We start from the raw sequence: 18,968 nt of genomic DNA on the forward strand, positions 1-18,968 counted from the left end.
GCTTCATTCCCCGGGCCGATATGACGAAGGATGACGGATGCCGCCGCGCGCGGCATCCGTCATCCTTCAGCGCCAGCCCCGGCGCAGTGGTTACTGCGGGATGCACTCCGCCTGGCTGTCCTGGATGATCTGCGTGGTGAGGTCTTTCTCTTCCTGATTCTTCTGCTTGTCCTCGCCGTTCGCGATGTACGTGAGGGTCTCGTTGCTCAGGTCGGACTCGACCAGGGCGTCCGCGAAACAGGAGGCGACGTCTTCGGTGATGACCTCACCCGCGGCCGTTCCTTCGAAGACCTTCTGCAGGCCCTCGGCGACGTCGTCGGACGAGGGGCGACTGGGGCCGCCGCATGCGGCGAGCGAGAACGCCAATGCGGCGATGGGCAGCGCGAGGAGGAGGCGGGAGGGCGTGCGCAGGGTGCGGTCGTTGATCTTCATGGCCCCGACGCTATCGGCCCTCCGGAATATTGGCGAGGGTCTTGCATGGGGAGATGTGCCCGTGCTGCCCCTTATGGCGGCATCCGCCTTTCTGGGACGATGTCGTCATGTTCATCGTGACCACGAACGACGTGCCCGGTTACCGCATCACGCAGGTGCTCGGAGAGGTGATGGGTCTCACCGTGCGATCGACCGACTTCGGCCAGAGCTTCACCGCGGGATTCCGCGCGCTCGGTGGTGGTGAGATCCCGGAGTACACGCAGGTCATGTACGAGAGTCGGCAGGTCGTGATGGCGCGGATGTGGGCCGAGGCGCAGCAGCGCGGCGGCAACGCGATCGTCGCGATGCGCTTCGACACCGGCTCGATCGGGAGCTTCAGCGAGGTGTGCGGATACGGGACCGCGGTCGTCGTCGAGCCGCTCGGTCAGCCGGCGCCTCCGGCATCCGCCCCTCCGACTCCGCCGCCCGCCTGACGTCACGTCCCTGACGCGCGCACCTCGGATGCCGGATCGAACCACGTGAGGTGAGGGAATCGCCCGAAGCCGCGATCGCGCGTGGCGAGACGGGCGCCGTTCGTCAGGCAGAGCGCGGCGATGTACGCGTCGGGAACCAGGTTGCCGCGAATACCGGAGTCATCGGCAGCGAGAGCCTCGAGCCGCTCCCAGGTGGGCGCTCCCGCCGTGACCCACTGAGTGCGAGGCGCCGCGAGCAGGCTGCGCGTGAACGACATGGCGGCCTCGACGGGGGCGGGTGCGGTGGTGATGCGCGGATGCGTCACGATGCGGACGAACCCGCTGAGGATCGTGTCGGAGACGCCGATCGGCTCTCGGATGATCGCGTCGTTGAGCCAGGATGCGTAGGCATCATGCTCGGGTGCGTCGGCGCGGAACGCATAGACGAGGATGTTGACGTCGGGAACGATCACCGTGCCGGGACCTCGTCGAGCGCCTCCCAGAGCGCATCGCGATCATCGATGTCGACCAGGAAGCGCGAGGTGCCAGGTTCGCCGAACGTCGGAAGTGGTCGTACGGGAGCAGGCTCCGCGCTCTTCGCCAACCGGTCGCGCAACGCCTCTTCGATGAAGCTCGTCAGGGTCCTGCCTTCCGACGCAGCGCGGAGCTTGGCCTCCGCCGCGAGGACATCGGACAGGTTCAGTGTGGTGCGCATGCATATCAGCATACGCCGGGGCGCAGACATCTGCCTCGCAGCTTCGGTCGAGGGCGTCAGCGGGGTGCCAGCACCAGCAGCTCGCCGACTTCGCAGCCGAGGGCGTCGCAGATCGCCCGGAGCGTGGAGTAGCGGATCGCCCGCGCGCGGTCGTTCTTCAGCACCGAGAGATTCACGATGCTCACGCCGACCAGCCCGCTGAGCTCGGTCAGGGTCATCCCGCGCTCCGCGAGCAGCTCGTCGAGTCGGCAGTGGATGCCGGTGAACTCCTCGTCGTTCTCGGCGGGACTCACACCAGGCCCTCCGTGTCCTTCTGCAGCCGCGCCGTCTCCTGCGCGAGCTGCTCGCGTTCCTGCTGGAGTCGGGATCCCTCGCGGAAGACGGCGGCGAGGGCGACGAGGCCCAGCGCGCCCACGAACGGAAGCGGCGTGACCGTCAGCTGGAGGTTCGAGGGGTACCACTCGCTTCCGGGGTCGAAGACCTCGCGCAGCCCGGCTGTCGCCGCGATCGACCCGAGGAGATCGGATGCCACGCCCAGCACCAGCACGGCGATCGCGCCGCCGGTGAGCGCCCGGGTCACGGTGCGGGAGAACGTGGCACCGCGCAGTGTCTGGAAGCAGATGATGGCCAGGATCAGCGCGGGCATGATCGTCAGCGCACCGGTCGACAGCTGCGCCGCGGCAGAGAGGAGCCGGAGGCCGAGCGACGCGTTGCCGACGGTGAAGTCGGTGAGCGCGTTTCCGCCGCAGGTCAGCATCGTGCTCTCACTGTCGCCGAACTCAGAGCAGGGCAGGTCGGCGGGCCACGCCGTCCAGACGTTGGTCGTGCCGTGGAACTCCGCGAAGTCCACGCTGAACGCCTTGATCACGATGATGACGGCGCCGACACCGGCCAGCATCACCCACCACCCGGAGATGGCGAGGGCGGCATCGAGCGCGGTCGTTCGGCTGCCCTTCTTCTTGCCGCGCCACGCCACGATGCCGACGATGACGGCGATCACCGCGAGAGCGATGCCGATGTAGCCGAGCGAGGGCCAGACCTCATCCGAACCGAAACTGATCATCAGACGAGCCCTTCCGTCTCACGCTGCAGCTTGTCTCCGATGACGAATGCTGTGCCGATGACCGAGGCGACGAACGCGGCGAGGATGTACGTGACCGGTTCGACCGTCATCGAGAGGTTTTCGACGGCGTTGTCGGTGACGACGGCGACCGTCGCGTTGGCGAGCATGTTCTCGAAGAACCGCACGGCGGCGAAGCCGACCAGTCCGGTGATCCCTGCCGTCATCACGAGACCGGTGTTGCGCCGACCGAAGACCTTCCCGCCGAAGATGCTGCGCGACAGGAGGATCAGGCATCCGATCACGACGAGGATGGTGACGACTTGGATCACCTGACCGATGATGCCGGGCACCGTGGCGATCGGTGGCAGGACGGCGGCCGTGATCGTTCCCTGGTCGAGGCCCACGGGGACAGTGCCGCCGCCCGTGCCGAGCGGAACCTCGACGGGCTCGCCGCTGAACTCGACGATCACCGGCACGTCTGTTCCGCGAGCGAGTTCGACGATGCGAAAGATCGAGTAGACGACGAAGTTCACCGCGATGGCCACCCCGGCGATGCAGAAGACGATGAGTCCCGCCCTGTCCCCACGGGAGAGCGTTCCCCTCGGTATGGAGTTCGTCATGATCGCTCCTTATCGATAGTCGTTGTTAGCGATAAACGTTAACGTAACGACTATCGATAACCGCGTCAACCCCGGCACATCGATCGGGCGGCCGATCGCCCTGCGCTATGCCCACGGCGAACACGGGCATACACCGCCCGAGCGGTGGTTACTCTCGATGTACAAGCGCAGAGCACCGTCACGGTCGCAGCGCTTCGCCCCAGTGCGAAAAGGAGTAGCAGCATGTTCGAGAGATTCACGGACCGAGCCCGTCGTGTGGTCGTCCTCGCCCAAGAAGAGGCGAAGATGCTCAACCACAACTACATCGGAACCGAGCACATCCTGCTCGGCCTCATCCACGAGGGCGAGGGTGTCGCAGCCAAGGCGCTGGAGTCACTCGGCATCTCCCTCGACGCCGTGCGCGAGCAGGTGCAGGACATCATCGGTCAGGGTCAGCAGCAGCCGACCGGCCACATCCCGTTCACCCCGCGCGCCAAGAAGGTGCTCGAGCTCAGCCTCCGCGAGGCTCTGCAGCTCGGCCACAACTACATCGGTACCGAGCACATCCTGCTCGGCCTCATCCGCGAGGGCGAGGGCGTCGCAGCCCAGGTGCTCGTCAAGCTCGGCGCCGACCTCAACAAGGTCCGCCAGCAGGTCATCCAGCTGCTGTCCGGCGCCCCCGGCCGTGAGCCGGCCGCCGTCGGCGCGCAGTCGAACGACACCCCGAGCGCCCAGGGCGGCTCGCAGGTGCTCGACCAGTTCGGTCGCAACCTGACGCAGGCCGCACGCGACAACAAGCTCGACCCGGTCATCGGGCGCGAGAAGGAGGCGGAGCGGGTCATGCAGATCCTCTCCCGCCGCTCCAAGAACAACCCGGTCCTGATCGGTGAGCCCGGCGTCGGCAAGACCGCCGTCGTCGAAGGTCTCGCCCAGGCGATCGTCAAGGGCGATGTGCCCGAGACGCTGAAGGACAAGCAGCTCTACTCGCTCGACCTCGGCTCGCTCATCGCCGGTTCCCGCTACCGCGGCGACTTCGAGGAGCGCCTCAAGAAGGTCACCAAGGAGATCCGCACGCGCGGCGACATCATCGTCTTCATCGACGAGATCCACACCCTCGTCGGTGCGGGTGCCGCCGAGGGCGCGATCGACGCCGCCAGCATCCTGAAGCCGCTCCTCGCACGAGGAGAGCTGCAGACGATCGGTGCGACCACGCTCGACGAGTACCGCAAGCACTTCGAGAAGGATGCTGCGCTCGAGCGCCGCTTCCAGCCGGTGCAGGTGAACGAGCCGACGCTGCCGCACACGATCAACATCCTCAAGGGTCTGCGTGACCGGTACGAGGCGCACCACAAGGTGCAGATCACCGACGGCGCGATCGTGGCCGCGGCGAACCTCGCCGACCGCTACGTCTCCGACCGGTTCCTTCCGGACAAGGCCATCGACCTGATCGACGAGGCCGGCGCACGCCTGCGCCTCAGCATCCTGTCGAGCCCGCCCGAGCTGCGCGAATTCGACGAGAAGATCGCCAAGGTCCGCGAGCAGAAGGAAGTCGCCTCCGAGGAGCAGGACTTCGAGCGCGCGGCATCCCTGCGTGACGAGGAGAAGAGCCTGCTCGCCGAGCGTCTCCGCCTCGAGAAGCAGTGGCGTGCGGGCGACGTCGCGACCTCCGCGGTCGTCGACGAGGGGCTGATCGCCGAGGTCCTGGCGCAGGCCACCGGCATCCCGGTGTTCAAGCTCACCGAAGAGGAGTCCTCGCGGCTCGTCTTCATGGAGAAGGCTCTCCACCAGCGCGTCATCGGTCAGGAAGAGGCGATCGCCGCCCTCTCGAAGACCATCCGTCGCCAGCGCGCCGGCCTCAAGGACCCGAAGCGTCCCTCGGGCTCGTTCATCTTCGCCGGCCCCACGGGTGTCGGAAAGACCGAGCTCGCCAAGGCGCTCGCCGAGTTCCTGTTCGACGACGAGGCCGCTCTCATCTCGCTCGACATGAGCGAGTTCGGTGAGAAGCACACCGTCTCGCGTCTGTTCGGCGCCCCTCCCGGATTCGTCGGATTCGAAGAGGGCGGCCAGCTCACCGAGAAGGTGCGCCGCAAGCCGTTCAGCGTGGTCCTGTTCGACGAGATCGAGAAGGCCCACCCCGACATCTTCAACTCGCTGCTGCAGATCCTCGAAGAGGGTCGGCTCACCGACGGCCAGGGTCGGATCGTGGACTTCAAGAACACGGTCATCATCATGACCACCAACCTCGGTGCGCGCGACATCGCCGGCGGCCCGGTGGGCTTCCAGATCGAGGGCAACGACTCGAACAGCTACGACCGGATGAAGGGCAAGGTGAACGAAGAGCTCAAGCGGCACTTCAAGCCCGAGTTCCTCAACCGCGTCGATGACATCATCGTGTTCCCGCAGCTGTCGAAGCCGGAGCTGGTGCAGATCGTCGATCTGTTCACCAAGCGCCTCGGCGAGCGTCTGCTGGACCGCGACATGACGATCGAGCTGTCGCAGTCCGCGAAGGAGCGTCTCATCGAGATCGGCTTCGACCCGGCACTCGGTGCCCGCCCGTTGCGTCGCGCGATGCAGCACGAGGTCGAGGACCGTCTGTCGGAGAAGATCCTGCACGGCGAGCTCAACTCGGGCGACCACGTGAAGGTCGACGCGAAGGACGGGGAGTTCCTGTTCGAGCACGGCCCGCGCGGCGAGAAGGTCGCGGTCGGCGTCAACACCGCCGGCGCCGGCATCTCGGGCACCCCCGACCTGGCCGTTGCCAGCGGAGAGTAACCCTTTCCCTCCCTGCGGTTCCTGAGCGAGCGCAGCGAGACGAAGGGCAAGGACCCAGAAGGGGCGGATGCTGCGGCATCCGCCCCTTCTGCATGTCTAGGCTGGGGCTGTGAGTGAGTACATCGTCCGTCCGGCGCGGAGCGCCGACATCGTCGGCATCCGCAAGCTGCTGCAGCCCCTCGTGGAGCAGCGCATCCTGCTGGGCAAGGACCTCGCGGTGCTCTACGGCGCGGTGCAGGAGTTCGTCGTCGCGGAAGCCGACGGAGAACTGATCGGATGCGGCGCGCTGCACGTGATCTGGGAAGACCTGGGTGAAGTGCGCACCCTGCTCGTCCGCGAGGACTGGCTGCACCACGGGGTCGGGCGCGGCATCGTCGACCACCTCGAGGCGACCGCGCTCGCCCTGGGCCTGAGCCGGCTGTTCTGCCTCACCTTCGAGGTCGAGTTCTTCAGCCGCCGCGGGTACACCCCGATCGGCGAGCAGGTCGTCGACCCGGATGTCTACTCGCAGCTGCTGCGCAGCGGTGACGCCGGTGTCGAGGAGTTCCTCGACTTGGCGCACGTGAAGCCGAACACCCTCGGCAACACCCGCATGCTCAAGGTGCTCTGACTCCGCCCCGCGGCCGTCTCCCGCGGTCCATCGTTTCGTCCATGTTCTTCCCCGTTCAGGCCATGGGAGCCGACGCGCCCCGGCGATAGCTTCGTCGCAGGACTTCGCGTCCTGTCGTCGGCTGCAGTGTGCCGGCGGCACGCACCCGCACGGAGGTTCCACGGATGAACAACGATGTCGTCGACGTCGGATCGACCATGACCGACTCCGATCCGCTTGCCGGCGACGCGGGCCGGATCGTGCTGCCCGAGGCGACTGGCGCTCTGCGTGCCGACCTGGATCGCGGTGCGGCGATCGCGTGGAGCGAGCCGCTGAGCATCCGCACCTACGAGGCCGCTGAGCCGAGCATCCACCCGATGTATCTCGATCACCGCGTCTATCAGGGGTCGAGCGGCAAGGTGTATCCGATCCCGTTCACCGAGCAGATCGCCGACGAGGGCGTGGTACGCGAGTGGCAGGCGATCCACCTCGAGAACGAGTACGTGCGTCTGGTCGTGCTTCCCGAACTCGGCGGCCGCATCCACATCGGCTACGACAAGACCACCGGGTACGACTTCTTCTACCGGAACAACGTCATCAAGCCGGCGCTCGTCGGGTTGGCCGGGCCCTGGATCAGCGGCGGAATCGAGTTCAACTGGCCGCAGCATCATCGTCCGGGCACCTACCTGCCGGTCGAGACCACGATCGAGAACGACGAAGACGGCTCCGTGACCGTCTGGTGCCATGACCACGACCCGTTCACGCGGATGTCGGCGCAGCACGGCATCCGTCTTCGTGCGGGCAGTTCGGTCGTCGAGCTCGTCGTGCGACTGCACAACCGCACCAGCGAGCGTCAGACGTTCCTGTGGTGGGCGAACGTCGCGGCGCGGGTGCACGACGACTACCAGTCCTTCTTCCCGGAGGACGTGCGCTACGTCGCCGACCACGCTCGCCGTGCTCTGACCGCGTTCCCCGAGGCCGATCGTCCGTACTACGGCGTCGACTACCCCGCGCTCGCCGCCGCGCACGAGGGCGCCGACCGCATCGACTTCTACCGGAACATCCCGGTGCCGACCTCGTACATGATCGTCGACTCGCAGCAGGACTTCTTCGGCGGCTACGACCACGCCGCGGGCGCCGGCTTCGTGCACTGGGCCGAGCGACGCCTGGCCCCCGGCAAGAAGCAGTGGACGTGGGGCGACGCCCCCTTCGGGCATGCCTGGGACGACCAGCTGACCGACGGCGACGGCCCGTACGTCGAGCTCATGGCCGGGGTCTACACCGACAACCAGCCCGACTTCGCGTGGCTGCTCCCCGGCGAGACGAAGACGTTCTCGCAGTACTGGTATCCGATCCCTGCGATCGGTGCAGCCCACCAGGCGACGACGGATGCCGCGGTGCATGTCGAGCGCGGAACCACGGTCTCCGCCAGGTTCGCCGTGACCAGCCGTCGTCAGGGCGCGACCCTGCGCATCCTCGACGGCACGGATGTCGTCGCCGCCCTGACCGTCGACCTGGTCCCCGGCGTGCCGGTGGCCCTCGAATCGGATGCCGCGCCGTCGACCGCGATCACCGCAGAGCTGCTCGACGCCGAGGGGCGCCTGCTCGTGCGGTGGACGCCGACGGATGCCGCGGACGAGGAGCCCTGGGTCGCGGATGAGCCGCCGCTGCCCGCGGAGATCGACAGCGTCGAGGAGCTGTATCTCACGGGCCTGCACCTCCTGCAGAACCGGCATCCCACGCGGTCGCCGTTGCCGTACTGGCGGGCCGCCCTCGAGCGCGACCCGGGCGACGCCCGCACGAACCTCGCGCTCGCGGATCGCGCGTACCGGGCCGGTCGGTTCGAGGTGGCCCTCGCGCACGCGCGGACCGCGATCGCGCGCCTGACCCGCCGCAACGCCAACCCCACCGACACCGAGGCGTACTACCTCGCGGGGCTCGTCCTCGCCCGCCTCGGCCGGGAGCGCGACGCGCAGCAGATGTTCGGGAAGGCGGGATGGGACGGCACCTGGGCCCCGGCATCCGGCGTCGAACTCGTCCGCTCGCTCCTGCGCACCGGGCAGCAGCGCGCAGCGCTGCGGGTGCTCGACACGCTCGACGGCGTGGTCGGGCACGACGCGCGACGCATCGCCCTCCGTGCTCTCATCCTGCGGGGACAGGGGGACGAGGCGGCGAGCACTACCCTCGCGCGGGAGGCTCTCGAGGCCGACCCGCTCGACGCGACCCTCCGTCTGCTGGCCGGTCGCGAACTCGACGACGACGCCGGGCTGCTGCTCGACGTCGCGCTCGACCTGAAGCTCGCGGGCGCGACCGACGACGCGCTGGAGGTGCTGGAGAGGGCCATCGCCGCGCCGGTCCGCCGCTCGGGCAACGTCCGGCCGCTCGCGGGCTACCTGGCCGCCGAGATCCATGCGGCCCGTGGCGACCACGAGGCCGCCGCCCGTGCGCGCTCGCGCGCCCGGGAAGCCGACCAGCGCTGGGCCTTCCCCTCGGGACTCGACGCCCTGCAGGCGTTGGACCTCGCCGTGCAGGCGGAGCCCGACGACGGAGTGGCCCTCTCGCTGCTCGGCATGCTGCTCTACGCGCATGGGCGTCGACAGGACGCGACCGCAGCATGGAACCGCGCGATCGAGGCCGGCCACCCGGACCCGGTGCTGTTCCGCAACGCCGCGCTGGCGGCGTACAACGTCGAGCACGACGAGCAGAGGGCGTGGCGGTTGTACGAGCGCGCGGTGGAGGCGGCACCGGCGGATGCGCGCATCCGCTACGAGCAGGATCAACTGGCCGCACGTCTGGGGCACGGCAGCGCGCAGCGGCTCGCCGCCCTGCGACCGGTCGAAGGCCTCGTCCTCACCCGCGACGACTTCGCCATCGAGTACGCGCGCCTGCTCGTGGCGGAGGGCGCGGCTGTCGAAGCGCACCGCATCCTGCTCACGCGTCCGTTCCACCCGTGGGAGGGCGGCGAAGGGCAGGCGATCGCGACGTGGGATCTCACTCTCGACGCGCTCGGCCTGCCGCGCACGGACCCGCCGGCGACTCTCGGTGAAGCGCGGGCCGCCTATGTGCCGCCGGTCGCGGTGCGGGACGACGGCGTGACCGACTACTTCGCCACGAGCCTGCCGGAGCTGCTGCTCTTCAGTCAGGTCGGGGAAGACGACGAGGACGACTGATCGTGCCGGTGCCGCTCTCGGGAACCGCGCACGTCCTGCGATCCGGGCACTACGAGGCGCGGATCGCGAGCGTCGGCGCGACCCTCCGCTCGCTGCAGTACGACGGAGCAGACCTCGTCGTACCGTTCGCGGAGGACGAGATCCGGCCGTCGATGCGGGGAGCGCTGCTCGCGCCGTGGCCGAATCGCCTCGCGGACGGACGGTACGAGTTCGGCGGCGAGATCCACCGGCTCGTGCAGAACGAGCCCGAGACGCGGAACGCGGCGCACGGACTCATCGCCTGGACGGACTTCTCGGCGACCGCCGAGGCTCCTGACCGGGTGACCCTGACCGGCGTGATCGCTCCGCAGCCCGGGTATCCCTGGCGGGTGCGCATCGACGCGGAGTTCCGCCTCGGCCCCGACGGCCTCGGTCAGGAGATCACCGCCACGAACGAGAGCGCAACAGCGGCACCGGTCGGGCTGGGCGGGCACCCCTATCTGACCCTGGGGGCTCCTCGTGAGCGCGGCGTCGACGACCTGACGTTCGAGATGGATGCCGCGCAGCTCCTGCTCGTCACACCGGATCGGATGCTGCCGGAGCGCAGCGTGCTCGTGGCGGACCCCGCTGCCGAGGGTCGGGACTTCCGGGCGTCGCGGCGCATCGGCGCGACCGCGATCAACAACGCGTACACGGGATTCGCGCGCCGGAACGGGCAGGCCCGGGCGCAGCTGCGCGCCGATGACGGCTCCGGAGTCGAGATCGCCTGGGACGAACGCTGCCCTTGGGCGCAGGTCTACACGAGCGATCACGGCGCCGGCGACGACTTCCGCAGCGGCATCGCGATCGAGCCGATGACCTGTCCGCCGGACGCGTTCAACTCGCAGCAGGATCTGCTCGTCGTCCCACCCGGCGGATCGGTGAGCGCGGGCTGGGTCATCCGTCGCATCGGGGCCTGAGTCAGCCCGGAGTCACCCTGGAACCGCCCGGAGTCAGCCCTTGTGCAGCGCGCGGTAACCCGTCGGGTTGAGGCCGTGCAGCCTCCGGAAGTGCCGCGAGAAGTAGAGCGGGTCCGTGTACCCGACGGCCGCGGCGATCTCGCGCACCGACAGCGAGGTCGTGTCGAGCAGGTTCCGCGCGTGCGTCATCCGCAGCGACGTGTGGAAAGCAGCGGGACCGCTGCCGGTGGCCTCGCGGAAGAGGGCGCTGAGGTGCGAGGGGGACATGCCGACGAGCGCGGCGAGCTCGCTGACCTGGATGTTGCCGTCGACGCGCGCCTCGAGATACCGCATGGCCCGCTCCAGCGCGGACCCCTCGTGGGGAAGGATGCTGTCCGCGGCGATCCGGGTGAGCAGGTTCCAGGCGACGCCGGAGGCCAGCAGCAGCTGCGGTGGTGAGAGCCGTCGCTCGAGAGTGGTGACGAGCTCGTCGAAGAGCGCGACGACGCGGTCCATCGAGCGGAGCCTGGTCACCGGACTCTGCCGCCCCAGCGGCTGCACCGCGAGCTCCGCGGCATCCGTCCCCCGCACGTGCAGCCACCAGATGCTCCACGGGTCGTCGTCCGAGGCCTCGTAGGAGTGCGGTGCTCCGGCGGCGATCGCGATCGAACCGGATGCCGTGAGCACATGGGCCTCGCCGGCGATGGTCACGGTGCCGCGGCCGGAGACGCAGAGCAGCACCACGGTCTCGGCGCAGCCACGCGGGCGCACCCGACGGTGACCGCGTGCGGTGGGGAAGTAGCCGGCGTCGGTCACGAGCAGGCGACGGGTTCCCGCGGCGCCCAGCGCAGTCTCGACCTGCGGACGCGGCAGCACGCACAGACGCTGATGCTCGAAGCCCTCCATGCGATAGTGAGGTTCGAGTTCGACAGGCGAGTCGTCCATGATGCGTCCCGAGATATGGTCGGCCCCGACGGTGGTGTCCTCAGAGCGCTGCTGTCAGGGTAGCCGCTGATCGGCCACCGCGCGGAGAGGACCGAGCGCGGGCGTCCGACACGGTGCCAGAGAAAAGTCCATGTGATCCGTTAGATCGTCCTCAAGCGCCGTGCCGCCGACGATGTACGTTCGATCTGTTCCACACAGCATCCGGTCGCCACGGCCGGTCATCGCACGGAAGACGAAGGAGTCTCAATGTTCGCCACACGCAGCCGCCTCTGGGCGCGTACTGCCGCGGGCGGGGTCGCCGTCCTGGCTCTCGCCGCGCTCACCGCCTGTTCATCCGGAATGGAGACGGCCGAGCCGGCCGGCGGCGGCGACAAGGGCGCCTCCGACGGCCCGCTCACGATCGCTCTCATCCAGAAGCAGGGCGACCAGCAGTACTTCATCGACGAGGCCGATGGGGCGAAGGAGGCCGCGAAGGCCGACGGCGACGTCACCATCAACGTCGTCGACGTCAGCACCGACTCGAACAAGGCCATCTCCGAGGTCGAGGCCGCCATCGCACAGGGTGTCGACGCGATCATCATCGTCGTCCCCGACACGCAGATCGGCCCGCAGGTGATCCAGCTCGCCACCGACGCCGGCATCCCGATCATGGCCGCCGACGATCCGATCGAGGACGCCCAGGGCGAGGCCGCGGCCTTCACCGGCTTCGACGGCACCTCCATGGGCGAGAAGGTGGGCGCGGAAGCCGCACGCCTCTTCGAGGAGGCCGGATGGGATGCTGCGGACACGCGCATCCTCTCCGCCTACAAGCAGGACCAGCCGAACTGCGTCGAGCGCGTCGACGGCGCCGTCGCCGCCTTCTCCGAGGCGATCCCCGACGGCCCCGAGGTCATCGAGGTCGGCACCGACAACTCGGCCACCGACGCGCAGGACAAGGCGGGCGCCATCATCACCGCCAACGCCGGCGTCAAGCACTGGGTCGTCTGGGGCTGCAACGACGAGAACGAGACCGGCGTCGTGACGGCGCTGCAGAACTCGGGTGTCGCCCCGGCCGACATCGTCGGCGTCGGACTCGGCGCCTACCTCACGTGCAAGGACTGGAACGCCGGACAGGAGACGGGCAACAAGTCCGCGCTGTTCATCTCGGGTGTCGAGGTCGGCAAGGCCGCGGTCACCTCGATGGTCGACCTGCTGCGCAACGGCACGGAGCTGCCGCCGAAGACCGTCGCGAACACCGAGATCGTCGACGCGAGCAACTGGGAGGACAAGGGCGTCGTCTGCACCTGACGCTCACCGAGGGGCGGCCGCGGAAGCGGTCGCCCCTCCGTCCCCGAGTGCGACCGCACGTCGACCCCACCCCCTGAGAGGCACGCATGACTGAGCAGGCCGTCGCGCTCCGAGCGCACGCGATCACGAAGTCGTTCGGTCCGGTCCACGCCCTCCGCGGGGTGGACCTCGAGCTCCGCGCCGGCGAGGTCACCGCCCTCATGGGCGAGAACGGCGCAGGAAAGTCCACGCTCCTCAAGATCCTCGGCGGCGACTACCGTCCCGACGGCGGCGAGCTGCAGCTGGCCGGAGCGGCGGTCGACTTCACCGGTCCCGCCGATGCGCGCGACGCGGGGTTGCGGGTGATCGCCCAGGAGCCGGAGATCGTCCCCTGGGTGTCGGTCGCCGAGAACATCTACATCGGCGCCCTCGGGCCCGTCGGATTCCGCCGCGGCCAGCTCGAGAAGACCGCGACCGAGGAGCTGCGGCGCTGGGGCTTCGACCGGGTGATCGACGCCCGAACCCTCGGCGCCGACCTCTCGCCCGCGCAGCGGCAGATCGTCGAGATCATGCGCGCCGTGATCGCGCAGCCGAAGGTCATCTGCTTCGACGAGCCCACGTCGTCCCTGGGCGACGAAGAGGTGACGCTGCTGTTCGCGCTGATCCGTCAGCTGCAGCAGGACGGCGTCGCGATCGGCTACGTCTCGCACCGGATGGGAGAGATCTTCCAGCTCGCCGACCGCATCACCGTGCTGCGTGACGGCGCCTACGTCGGCACGAAGGCGGTCGGGGAGACCGATCACGATGAACTCGTGCGCATGATGGTCGGCCGCGACCTCACCCAGTTCTTCCACCGGGAGCCCGCCGCGCTCGGCGACGTCGTGCTCGAGCTCGACCACGTGTCGAACGACATCGTGCAGGACATCTCGCTCACGGTCCGCGCGGGCGAGGTGGTCGGCGTCGCCGGTCTCGTCGGCGCCGGGCGGAGCGAACTCATGAAGACCATCGCCGGCGACCTGCTCGTCACCGACGGCGAGATCCGGGTGCACGGCACCGCACGTCGGTTCCGGAGCCCTCGCGACAGCATCCAGGCCGGCATCGGCTTCGCTCCCGAGGCGCGCAAGGCCGAGGCGCTGCTGCTCGACCGCAGCGTCCGCGACAACACCGCGCTCGCCGTGCTCCGCTCCCTGTCGCGATGGATCTTCGTGAAGGATGCCGACGAGTCGGCGCTCGCGCAGAGCTACATCGACTCCCTCCGCATCCGCACACCGAGCCCGGAGCAGCTGGTCGGACGTCTCTCCGGGGGCAACCAGCAGAAGGTGGTGCTCTCGCGGTGGCTCGCCACGAAGCCGAAGCTCCTGCTGCTCGACGAGCCCACCCGCGGCATCGACGTCGGCGCGAAGGCGGAGATCTACGCGATCATCGACCGACTCGCGCACGAGGGCGTCGCGGTCATCGTGGTCTCCAGCGAACTCCCCGAGGTGCTCGGCGTCTCGGACCGTATCTATGTCATGGCCCACGGCCGCATCACGGGAGAGCTCCCGCGCGCCGAGGCAACCGAAGAGAGCATTCTCGCGCTCGCGATGGACGAGGAGGTCGCCGCATGAGCGACAACAGTGTGAAGACGGCGCCGGTCGGAGCGGCTGCGCCGCCGAAGGGCGCCTCGCCCGTCTCGCGACTGATCAGCGGGGTCGGTGCGCAGAACATCTCGCTCATCATCGCGATCGTTCTCGTGGTGGCGGTGATCGGGTTCCAGAATCCGCTGTTCTTCAGCGTGGGCAACCTCAAGGTGATCGGCACCGCGATCGCGATCATGGGGCTGTTGGCCGTGGTGCAGACGATCGTCATCATCCTCGGCGCGCTCGACATCTCGGTCGGGTCCATCGCCGGGCTCACGTCCGTGACGTCGGCGATGCTGTTCACGGTCGCCGGGCCCGCCGTCGGCGTGGTCGGCGCGATCGGGATCGGCGTGCTCTGCGGCCTGGTGAACGGCTGCATCATCGTCTTCGGACGCGTGAACCCGGTCATCGCGACCCTGGCCACCCTCGCGGCGTTCAAGGGTGTCGCGCAGCTGATCTCAGACGGTCGGGCGCAGGGGTACACCGGCGCCGACCCGTTCTTCGTGTTCCTCGCCCGCGGCGGTGTGGCCGGGATCCCGACGCTCATCCTGGTGCTGCTGGTGGTGGCGCTGCTCGCCCACATCGTGCTGCGATACACCACCTGGGGCCGCAACATCTATGCGGTCGGCGGCAACAACATCGCCTCCCGTCTTGCGGGCATCAACATCAACCGCTACATCATCGGCGTCTACATGGTGACCGGAGCCATCGCGGCGATCGCCGGCATCCTGATCACCGCGCGCACCGGGTCCGGTCAGCCGATCTCGGGCTCCGAAGGGCTGGAGCTGCAGGCGATCACCGCGGCGGCGCTGGGAGGCGCGGCGCTCAAGGGGGGAAAGGGGACGATCTCCGGAACGATCCTCGCGGTGATCCTGCTCGGTGTGCTGACGAACGGCATGACGATCCTCGGGGTCAACTCGTTCTGGCAGAACGTCGCCCAGGGGGCGCTGCTCGTGATCGCCGTAGTCATCCAGCAGCTGCGGTCGGGCGAGAGGCGCATCGGCATCCCGGGCTGATCACGGCGCCGGATCTTCCGCGGCGAACCGTCATTCCGGAATGCGATCCGTATGTCCCCCGAACGGAGGACATACGGATCGTCCTGGCTCTCACGGGGTGCTCGGGCTCGGTTCCCCCGTCGCCGAGTCCGAGCGACCGACCACTCGGCTCGTTCTTGGGCGGCACCTTCGAGCAGTTGACGAGACAGATACCGCCGGACATCTTCGTCGTCATCCAGGATGTGTCGGTGCTCGCGGATGCCGATCCGACCTACACCGCAGTGAACTACGGCAGTCCCGACTGGAGTGTGGTGGCTCTCTGCGCCGACCGGCCCCACCTGGGGGACGCCACTTCTGTCGAGGTCGCCGTAATCCCCACCGAAGTCGCGTCGAGCACGATGCTCGCGGACGCCCGTGCGGGGAAGTACAGCGGCTCGGTGACGTGTGACGATCGGCCGTATGAGGCCTCGCCAGAGCCGCCCGGTTGACCGGTTCTTCGCACTCGATCGCTTAGCCTGGACGCATGCCCCGTCACTCCGCCGCCGTCTACCGTCGCCGGCGGCTGGTGCTCCTGATCGGGCTCGTCCTCCTGGTCGCCCTCATCGGCGTCTCCGCCTGGCTGCTGATCGCGCGGCCCTGGGCGAGCGCCGCCTCGACCCCGGCTCCCACCAGCTCTGCCACGGCCGAGGAGACGCCGTCTTCCTCGCCCTCCCCAGACGCGGAATCGCCCAGCCCGTCGCCGTCGGGAGAGGCCACCCCCGCGATCGTCGCCTGCGCAGCCAAGGACATCGAGGTGTCCGCGGTGACCGACTCCGACTCCTACGCCTCCGGCGTCACACCCCGGCTCTCGATCTCGCTCACGAACAAGGGCAAGACGGACTGCACGATGGACGTGGGTTCGACCACGCAGGTGTTCACGGTGTCGAGCGGCGCCGACGTGTGGTGGCGCTCGACGGACTGCCAGGAGAACCCGAGCAGCATGATCGCGACGCTCGCGGCGGGCGCGACGGTCACCAGCAAGGAACCGGTGACGTGGGACCGCACGCGCTCGAGCGTCGATACCTGCGACCAGGAGAACCGGCAGCGCGCCCCCGGCGGAGGCTCGTCGTACCACGTCGAGGTCTCGATCGGCGGCTTCACGAGCGTCTCGACCACGCAGATCCTGCTGTACTGATCCCGCCCGGCGTTCTGCCGCGCCCGAGCGCGATGTCCTCCTGGTGCGGCATCATCCGTCGTACGGGTGTATCCACAACGGAACGAGGAGGACGCTCATGCGTTACATGATCAGCATCTTGACCGACGACGACGCCCGGAAGCAGTGGGACACCGATGCAACCGTGTTCCACGAGGCGCACGGCGCGATCCACGTCGAACTGCAGGAGTCGGGGGAACTCGTCGACTCGAATGAGCTCGATCAGGAGGATGCGACGGTGATCGGCACCTACCGGGGAAAGCCGATCACCACCCGCGGTCCGTTCACGGAGGGTGCCGAGATCGTCGGCGGGTACTACATCGTCGATGTGGTCGACCGCGACCGGGCGCTCGAGATCGCCGGACGCCTCGCCGAGACCCGCTTCTCGCCCGTCGAGATCCGCCGGCTGATGCACTGACGCAGGATTTCTTCGCACCGAGTGTCCTCCCGGCCTGGTCGCCGCCGTCGTCATGACGAAGAATCGATTCGAAGAGGAGAGAGCACATGGAATATCTGCTGTTCATCGTCAGCGACCCGGCCGCCCCGGCGTACGTTCCCGAAGAGGACAACATCGAGGAATGGGTCGCCGAGGTCGAGAGCCGCAAGGTCGCCCGCACGGGCAACCGTCTGCGACCGCCGTCCGATGCGACCACGGTGACGGTGCGGGATGGCCGCACGATCCTCACCGACGGACCGTTCACCGAGACGAAGGAGTGGATCGCCGGGTTCGACCTCATCGACGTGGCCGACCTCGACGAGGCGATCGAGATCGCCGCGAAGCATCCGATGGCCCGCTTCGGACGTGTCGAGGTGCGTCCGGTCTGGCCGATGGAGTGAACGGATGAACGACCGGGCGGCGATCGTCGAGGTGCGCCGCGTGCTCAGCGCGACGATCGCCGCCGAACGGCTGCGGATCGTGGCCTCGCTCATCCGTCGCACGGGGGAGTGGGAGCTCGCGGAGGATGCGGTGCAGGATGCCGCCACCCGCGCACTGACCACCTGGCCGGAACGAGGGATCCCGGACAACTCCGCGGCCTGGCTGACGACCGCCGCCCGGAACGCGGCCATGGATGCGCTACGCCGCGCCGCGACCGAGCGCCGGACGGTCGGGCGTGCGGCGGTCGAGGCGGAGATCGACCGGGAGGATCTGCAGTCCCAGGGATCGCCCGCGGTGCCGGAGCCGCTCGGCGTGGTCGACGACGATCGGCTGCGACTGATCTTCACCTGCTGTCATCCCGCGCTGCCGATGGAGGCGCGGGTGGCGCTGACCCTGCGCACGGTCGCGGGGCTCGAGGTCGACGAGGTCGCCCGGGCGTTCCTGGTGTCAGAACCCGCGATGCAGAAGCGACTGGTGCGCGCCCGCGCCCGGATCCGCGACGCCGGGATCCCCTATCGCGTGCCCGCGCCCGCGCAGCTGCCGGAACGCACTCAGGCCGTGCTCGCGGTGCTGTACCTGCTCTTCACCGAGGGCTATTCGGGCGGGGCCGAACTCGTGCGGACGCCGTTGGCGGACGAGGCGATCCGACTGCTGCGACTGCTCTCGAGCCTGATGGCGGACTCGCCGCAGCTCCCCGAGGTCCTCGGGTTGCTGTCGCTCATGCTCGTCCAGCACTCGCGCGCGGCCACGCGCCTCGATGAGGCGGGCGACCTGATCCTGCTGGAGGACCAGGATCGATCGCGGTGGGATGCCGCGATGATCGGCGACGGGGTGGCAGCCCTCGCAGCATCCGAATCCGCTCGCCGTCGCTTCGACGGGGTCGCCGGCCCGTACCGGCTGCAGGCGGAGATCGCGCGACACCATGCGACTGCGTCCTCCGCGGAATCGACCGACTTCGCGCGGGTGGCAGAGCTGTACGGGCGTCTCGCCCGCGTGGCACCGTCGCCGGTCGTGGAGGTGAATCGGGCGGTCGCTGTCGGTCTCGCCGAAGGTCCCCTCGCCGGCCTCGCGCTCCTCGACGCGCTCCAGGATGCTCGGCTGGAGAACTACCATCTGCTCCCCGCTGCGCAGGCGGACATGCTGCGCCGTGCCGGGCGCGACGTCGACGCATTGCCGCACTACCGACGTGCGCGGGAGCTTGCTCCGTCGGAAGCGGAGCGTCGGTTCCTGGATCGCCGGATCGCCGAAGCCGGTGGCCGGGATCGCAGTTCGTAGCGATCGGACTCCGCAGCTTCGAAAACCGCCGTCGGCGAGGCTCGCCGATTCGGAATACCTCGAAGTCAGAGGTTTTGTGCATCGGGTGCA

General features: G+C 68.8%; 20 protein-coding genes. 13 read left to right on the forward strand and 7 right to left on the reverse strand.

Features of this window, described 5'->3' with window-relative positions; all coding sequences use genetic code 11:
* Window positions 1-90: 90 nt before the first annotated feature.
* Window positions 91-432, reverse strand: coding sequence for a hypothetical protein (locus QFZ21_RS16250; RefSeq protein ID WP_307379633.1), 342 nt, complete (start codon window positions 430-432; stop codon window positions 91-93).
* Window positions 433-539: 107 nt separating this feature from the next.
* On the opposite strand from QFZ21_RS16250, the gene QFZ21_RS16255 reads away from it, so the two are divergent.
* Window positions 540-905 (forward strand): YbjQ family protein, encoded by a 366-nt coding sequence (locus QFZ21_RS16255; protein ID WP_307379638.1) that lies wholly within the window; start codon window positions 540-542, stop codon window positions 903-905.
* Between the two features lie 2 nt (window positions 906-907).
* Here QFZ21_RS16255 and QFZ21_RS16260 read toward each other — a convergent pair whose 3' ends face one another.
* The 5 genes from QFZ21_RS16260 to QFZ21_RS16280 are packed head-to-tail and all read right to left on the reverse strand — an operon-like array spanning window position 908 to window position 3,282.
* Entirely contained in the window at window positions 908-1,357 is a 450-nt protein-coding gene (locus tag QFZ21_RS16260; protein ID WP_307379640.1) for a TA system VapC family ribonuclease toxin, read from the reverse strand.
* The gene (locus QFZ21_RS16265; protein ID WP_307379642.1) at window positions 1,354-1,599 is read right to left on the reverse strand and encodes a CopG family transcriptional regulator; all 246 of its coding nucleotides are present in this window, start codon (window positions 1,597-1,599) and stop codon (window positions 1,354-1,356) included. The genes QFZ21_RS16260 and QFZ21_RS16265 overlap by 4 nt, the downstream gene beginning before the upstream one ends.
* 56 nt (window positions 1,600-1,655) lie before the next feature.
* Complete coding sequence (locus QFZ21_RS16270; protein ID WP_307379645.1) at window positions 1,656-1,892, reverse strand: helix-turn-helix transcriptional regulator; 237 nt, start codon at window positions 1,890-1,892, stop codon at window positions 1,656-1,658.
* Window positions 1,889-2,662, reverse strand: a complete 774-nt coding sequence (locus tag QFZ21_RS16275; protein WP_307379646.1) for a hypothetical protein — start codon at window positions 2,660-2,662, stop codon at window positions 1,889-1,891. The genes QFZ21_RS16270 and QFZ21_RS16275 overlap by 4 nt, the downstream gene beginning before the upstream one ends.
* The gene (locus QFZ21_RS16280) at window positions 2,662-3,282 is read right to left on the reverse strand and encodes a hypothetical protein (protein WP_307379648.1); all 621 of its coding nucleotides are present in this window, start codon (window positions 3,280-3,282) and stop codon (window positions 2,662-2,664) included. The genes QFZ21_RS16275 and QFZ21_RS16280 overlap by 1 nt, the downstream gene beginning before the upstream one ends.
* A gap of 222 nt (window positions 3,283-3,504) precedes the next feature.
* Between QFZ21_RS16280 and QFZ21_RS16285 the strand changes: the two genes are divergently transcribed.
* The 4 genes from QFZ21_RS16285 to QFZ21_RS16300 all read left to right on the forward strand — a co-directional run bounded on the left by QFZ21_RS16285 (window position 3,505) and on the right by QFZ21_RS16300 (window position 10,730).
* A complete protein-coding gene (locus QFZ21_RS16285; protein WP_307379649.1) occupies window positions 3,505-6,033 on the forward strand; it encodes an ATP-dependent Clp protease ATP-binding subunit in 2,529 nt (842 codons plus the stop codon).
* Between the two features lie 109 nt (window positions 6,034-6,142).
* Window positions 6,143-6,643, forward strand: coding sequence for an amino-acid N-acetyltransferase (locus QFZ21_RS16290; protein ID WP_307379650.1), 501 nt, complete (start codon window positions 6,143-6,145; stop codon window positions 6,641-6,643).
* Window positions 6,644-6,807: 164 nt separating this feature from the next.
* Complete coding sequence (locus tag QFZ21_RS16295; RefSeq protein WP_307379652.1) at window positions 6,808-9,792, forward strand: DUF5107 domain-containing protein; 2,985 nt, start codon at window positions 6,808-6,810, stop codon at window positions 9,790-9,792.
* A gap of 2 nt (window positions 9,793-9,794) precedes the next feature.
* Window positions 9,795-10,730 (forward strand): aldose 1-epimerase family protein, encoded by a 936-nt coding sequence (locus tag QFZ21_RS16300; RefSeq protein ID WP_307379654.1) that lies wholly within the window; start codon window positions 9,795-9,797, stop codon window positions 10,728-10,730.
* A gap of 33 nt (window positions 10,731-10,763) precedes the next feature.
* Here QFZ21_RS16300 and QFZ21_RS16305 read toward each other — a convergent pair whose 3' ends face one another.
* The gene (locus QFZ21_RS16305) at window positions 10,764-11,654 is read right to left on the reverse strand and encodes an AraC family transcriptional regulator (RefSeq protein ID WP_307379656.1); all 891 of its coding nucleotides are present in this window, start codon (window positions 11,652-11,654) and stop codon (window positions 10,764-10,766) included.
* A 246-nt stretch (window positions 11,655-11,900) separates the two neighbouring features.
* Here QFZ21_RS16305 and QFZ21_RS16310 point away from each other — a divergent pair, with 246 nt between their 5' ends.
* The 8 genes from QFZ21_RS16310 (at window position 11,901) to QFZ21_RS16345 (ending at window position 18,878) form a co-directional block, all read left to right on the forward strand.
* Window positions 11,901-12,941: a substrate-binding domain-containing protein gene (locus tag QFZ21_RS16310; protein WP_307379659.1), complete on the forward strand. Its 1,041-nt coding sequence runs from the start codon at window positions 11,901-11,903 to the stop codon at window positions 12,939-12,941.
* An 86-nt stretch (window positions 12,942-13,027) separates the two neighbouring features.
* Window positions 13,028-14,527 carry a sugar ABC transporter ATP-binding protein gene (locus QFZ21_RS16315; RefSeq protein WP_307379661.1) on the forward strand — a complete coding sequence of 500 codons (1,500 nt, stop codon included), beginning with the start codon at window positions 13,028-13,030 and terminating at the stop codon, window positions 14,525-14,527.
* Window positions 14,524-15,555: an ABC transporter permease gene (locus QFZ21_RS16320; RefSeq protein ID WP_307379662.1), complete on the forward strand. Its 1,032-nt coding sequence runs from the start codon at window positions 14,524-14,526 to the stop codon at window positions 15,553-15,555. Before QFZ21_RS16315 ends, QFZ21_RS16320 begins: the two co-directional genes overlap by 4 nt.
* Window positions 15,556-15,710: 155 nt before the next feature.
* A complete protein-coding gene (locus tag QFZ21_RS16325) occupies window positions 15,711-16,022 on the forward strand; it encodes a hypothetical protein (RefSeq protein WP_307379664.1) in 312 nt (103 codons plus the stop codon).
* 35 nt (window positions 16,023-16,057) lie between these two features.
* On the forward strand, window positions 16,058-16,708 hold the full coding sequence (locus tag QFZ21_RS16330; protein WP_307379667.1) for a hypothetical protein: 651 nt from the start codon (window positions 16,058-16,060) through the stop codon (window positions 16,706-16,708).
* Between the two features lie 97 nt (window positions 16,709-16,805).
* Window positions 16,806-17,144 carry a YciI family protein gene (locus QFZ21_RS16335; RefSeq protein ID WP_307379670.1) on the forward strand — a complete coding sequence of 113 codons (339 nt, stop codon included), beginning with the start codon at window positions 16,806-16,808 and terminating at the stop codon, window positions 17,142-17,144.
* An 86-nt stretch (window positions 17,145-17,230) separates the two neighbouring features.
* Window positions 17,231-17,563: a YciI family protein gene (locus QFZ21_RS16340; protein ID WP_307379672.1), complete on the forward strand. Its 333-nt coding sequence runs from the start codon at window positions 17,231-17,233 to the stop codon at window positions 17,561-17,563.
* 4 nt (window positions 17,564-17,567) lie between these two features.
* Window positions 17,568-18,878: an RNA polymerase sigma factor gene (locus QFZ21_RS16345; RefSeq protein ID WP_307379674.1), complete on the forward strand. Its 1,311-nt coding sequence runs from the start codon at window positions 17,568-17,570 to the stop codon at window positions 18,876-18,878.
* Window positions 18,879-18,968: the final 90 nt, after the last annotated feature.

This window comes from Microbacterium sp. W4I20, assembly GCF_030816505.1.
Classification (GTDB): Bacteria; Actinomycetota; Actinomycetes; order Actinomycetales; family Microbacteriaceae; genus Microbacterium.

What these genes read in the sequence shown, in the direction of transcription:
- QFZ21_RS16250 (WP_307379633.1), bottom strand. Translation starts at nt 432, where the DNA reads ATGAAGATCAACGACCGCACCCTGCGCACGCCCTCCCGCCTCCTCCTC.
- QFZ21_RS16255 (WP_307379638.1), top strand. Translation starts at nt 540, where the DNA reads ATGTTCATCGTGACCACGAACGACGTGCCCGGTTACCGCATCACGCAG.
- QFZ21_RS16265 (WP_307379642.1), bottom strand. Translation starts at nt 1,599, where the DNA reads ATGCGCACCACACTGAACCTGTCCGATGTCCTCGCGGCGGAGGCCAAG.
- QFZ21_RS16275 (WP_307379646.1), bottom strand. Translation starts at nt 2,662, where the DNA reads ATGATCAGTTTCGGTTCGGATGAGGTCTGGCCCTCGCTCGGCTACATC.
- QFZ21_RS16280 (WP_307379648.1), bottom strand. Translation starts at nt 3,282, where the DNA reads ATGACGAACTCCATACCGAGGGGAACGCTCTCCCGTGGGGACAGGGCG.
- QFZ21_RS16285 (WP_307379649.1), top strand. Translation starts at nt 3,505, where the DNA reads ATGTTCGAGAGATTCACGGACCGAGCCCGTCGTGTGGTCGTCCTCGCC.
- QFZ21_RS16295 (WP_307379652.1), top strand. Translation starts at nt 6,808, where the DNA reads ATGAACAACGATGTCGTCGACGTCGGATCGACCATGACCGACTCCGAT.
- QFZ21_RS16305 (WP_307379656.1), bottom strand. Translation starts at nt 11,654, where the DNA reads ATGGACGACTCGCCTGTCGAACTCGAACCTCACTATCGCATGGAGGGC.
- QFZ21_RS16310 (WP_307379659.1), top strand. Translation starts at nt 11,901, where the DNA reads ATGTTCGCCACACGCAGCCGCCTCTGGGCGCGTACTGCCGCGGGCGGG.
- QFZ21_RS16315 (WP_307379661.1), top strand. Translation starts at nt 13,028, where the DNA reads ATGACTGAGCAGGCCGTCGCGCTCCGAGCGCACGCGATCACGAAGTCG.
- QFZ21_RS16320 (WP_307379662.1), top strand. Translation starts at nt 14,524, where the DNA reads ATGAGCGACAACAGTGTGAAGACGGCGCCGGTCGGAGCGGCTGCGCCG.
- QFZ21_RS16330 (WP_307379667.1), top strand. Translation starts at nt 16,058, where the DNA reads ATGCCCCGTCACTCCGCCGCCGTCTACCGTCGCCGGCGGCTGGTGCTC.
- QFZ21_RS16335 (WP_307379670.1), top strand. Translation starts at nt 16,806, where the DNA reads ATGCGTTACATGATCAGCATCTTGACCGACGACGACGCCCGGAAGCAG.
- QFZ21_RS16340 (WP_307379672.1), top strand. Translation starts at nt 17,231, where the DNA reads ATGGAATATCTGCTGTTCATCGTCAGCGACCCGGCCGCCCCGGCGTAC.
- QFZ21_RS16345 (WP_307379674.1), top strand. Translation starts at nt 17,568, where the DNA reads ATGAACGACCGGGCGGCGATCGTCGAGGTGCGCCGCGTGCTCAGCGCG.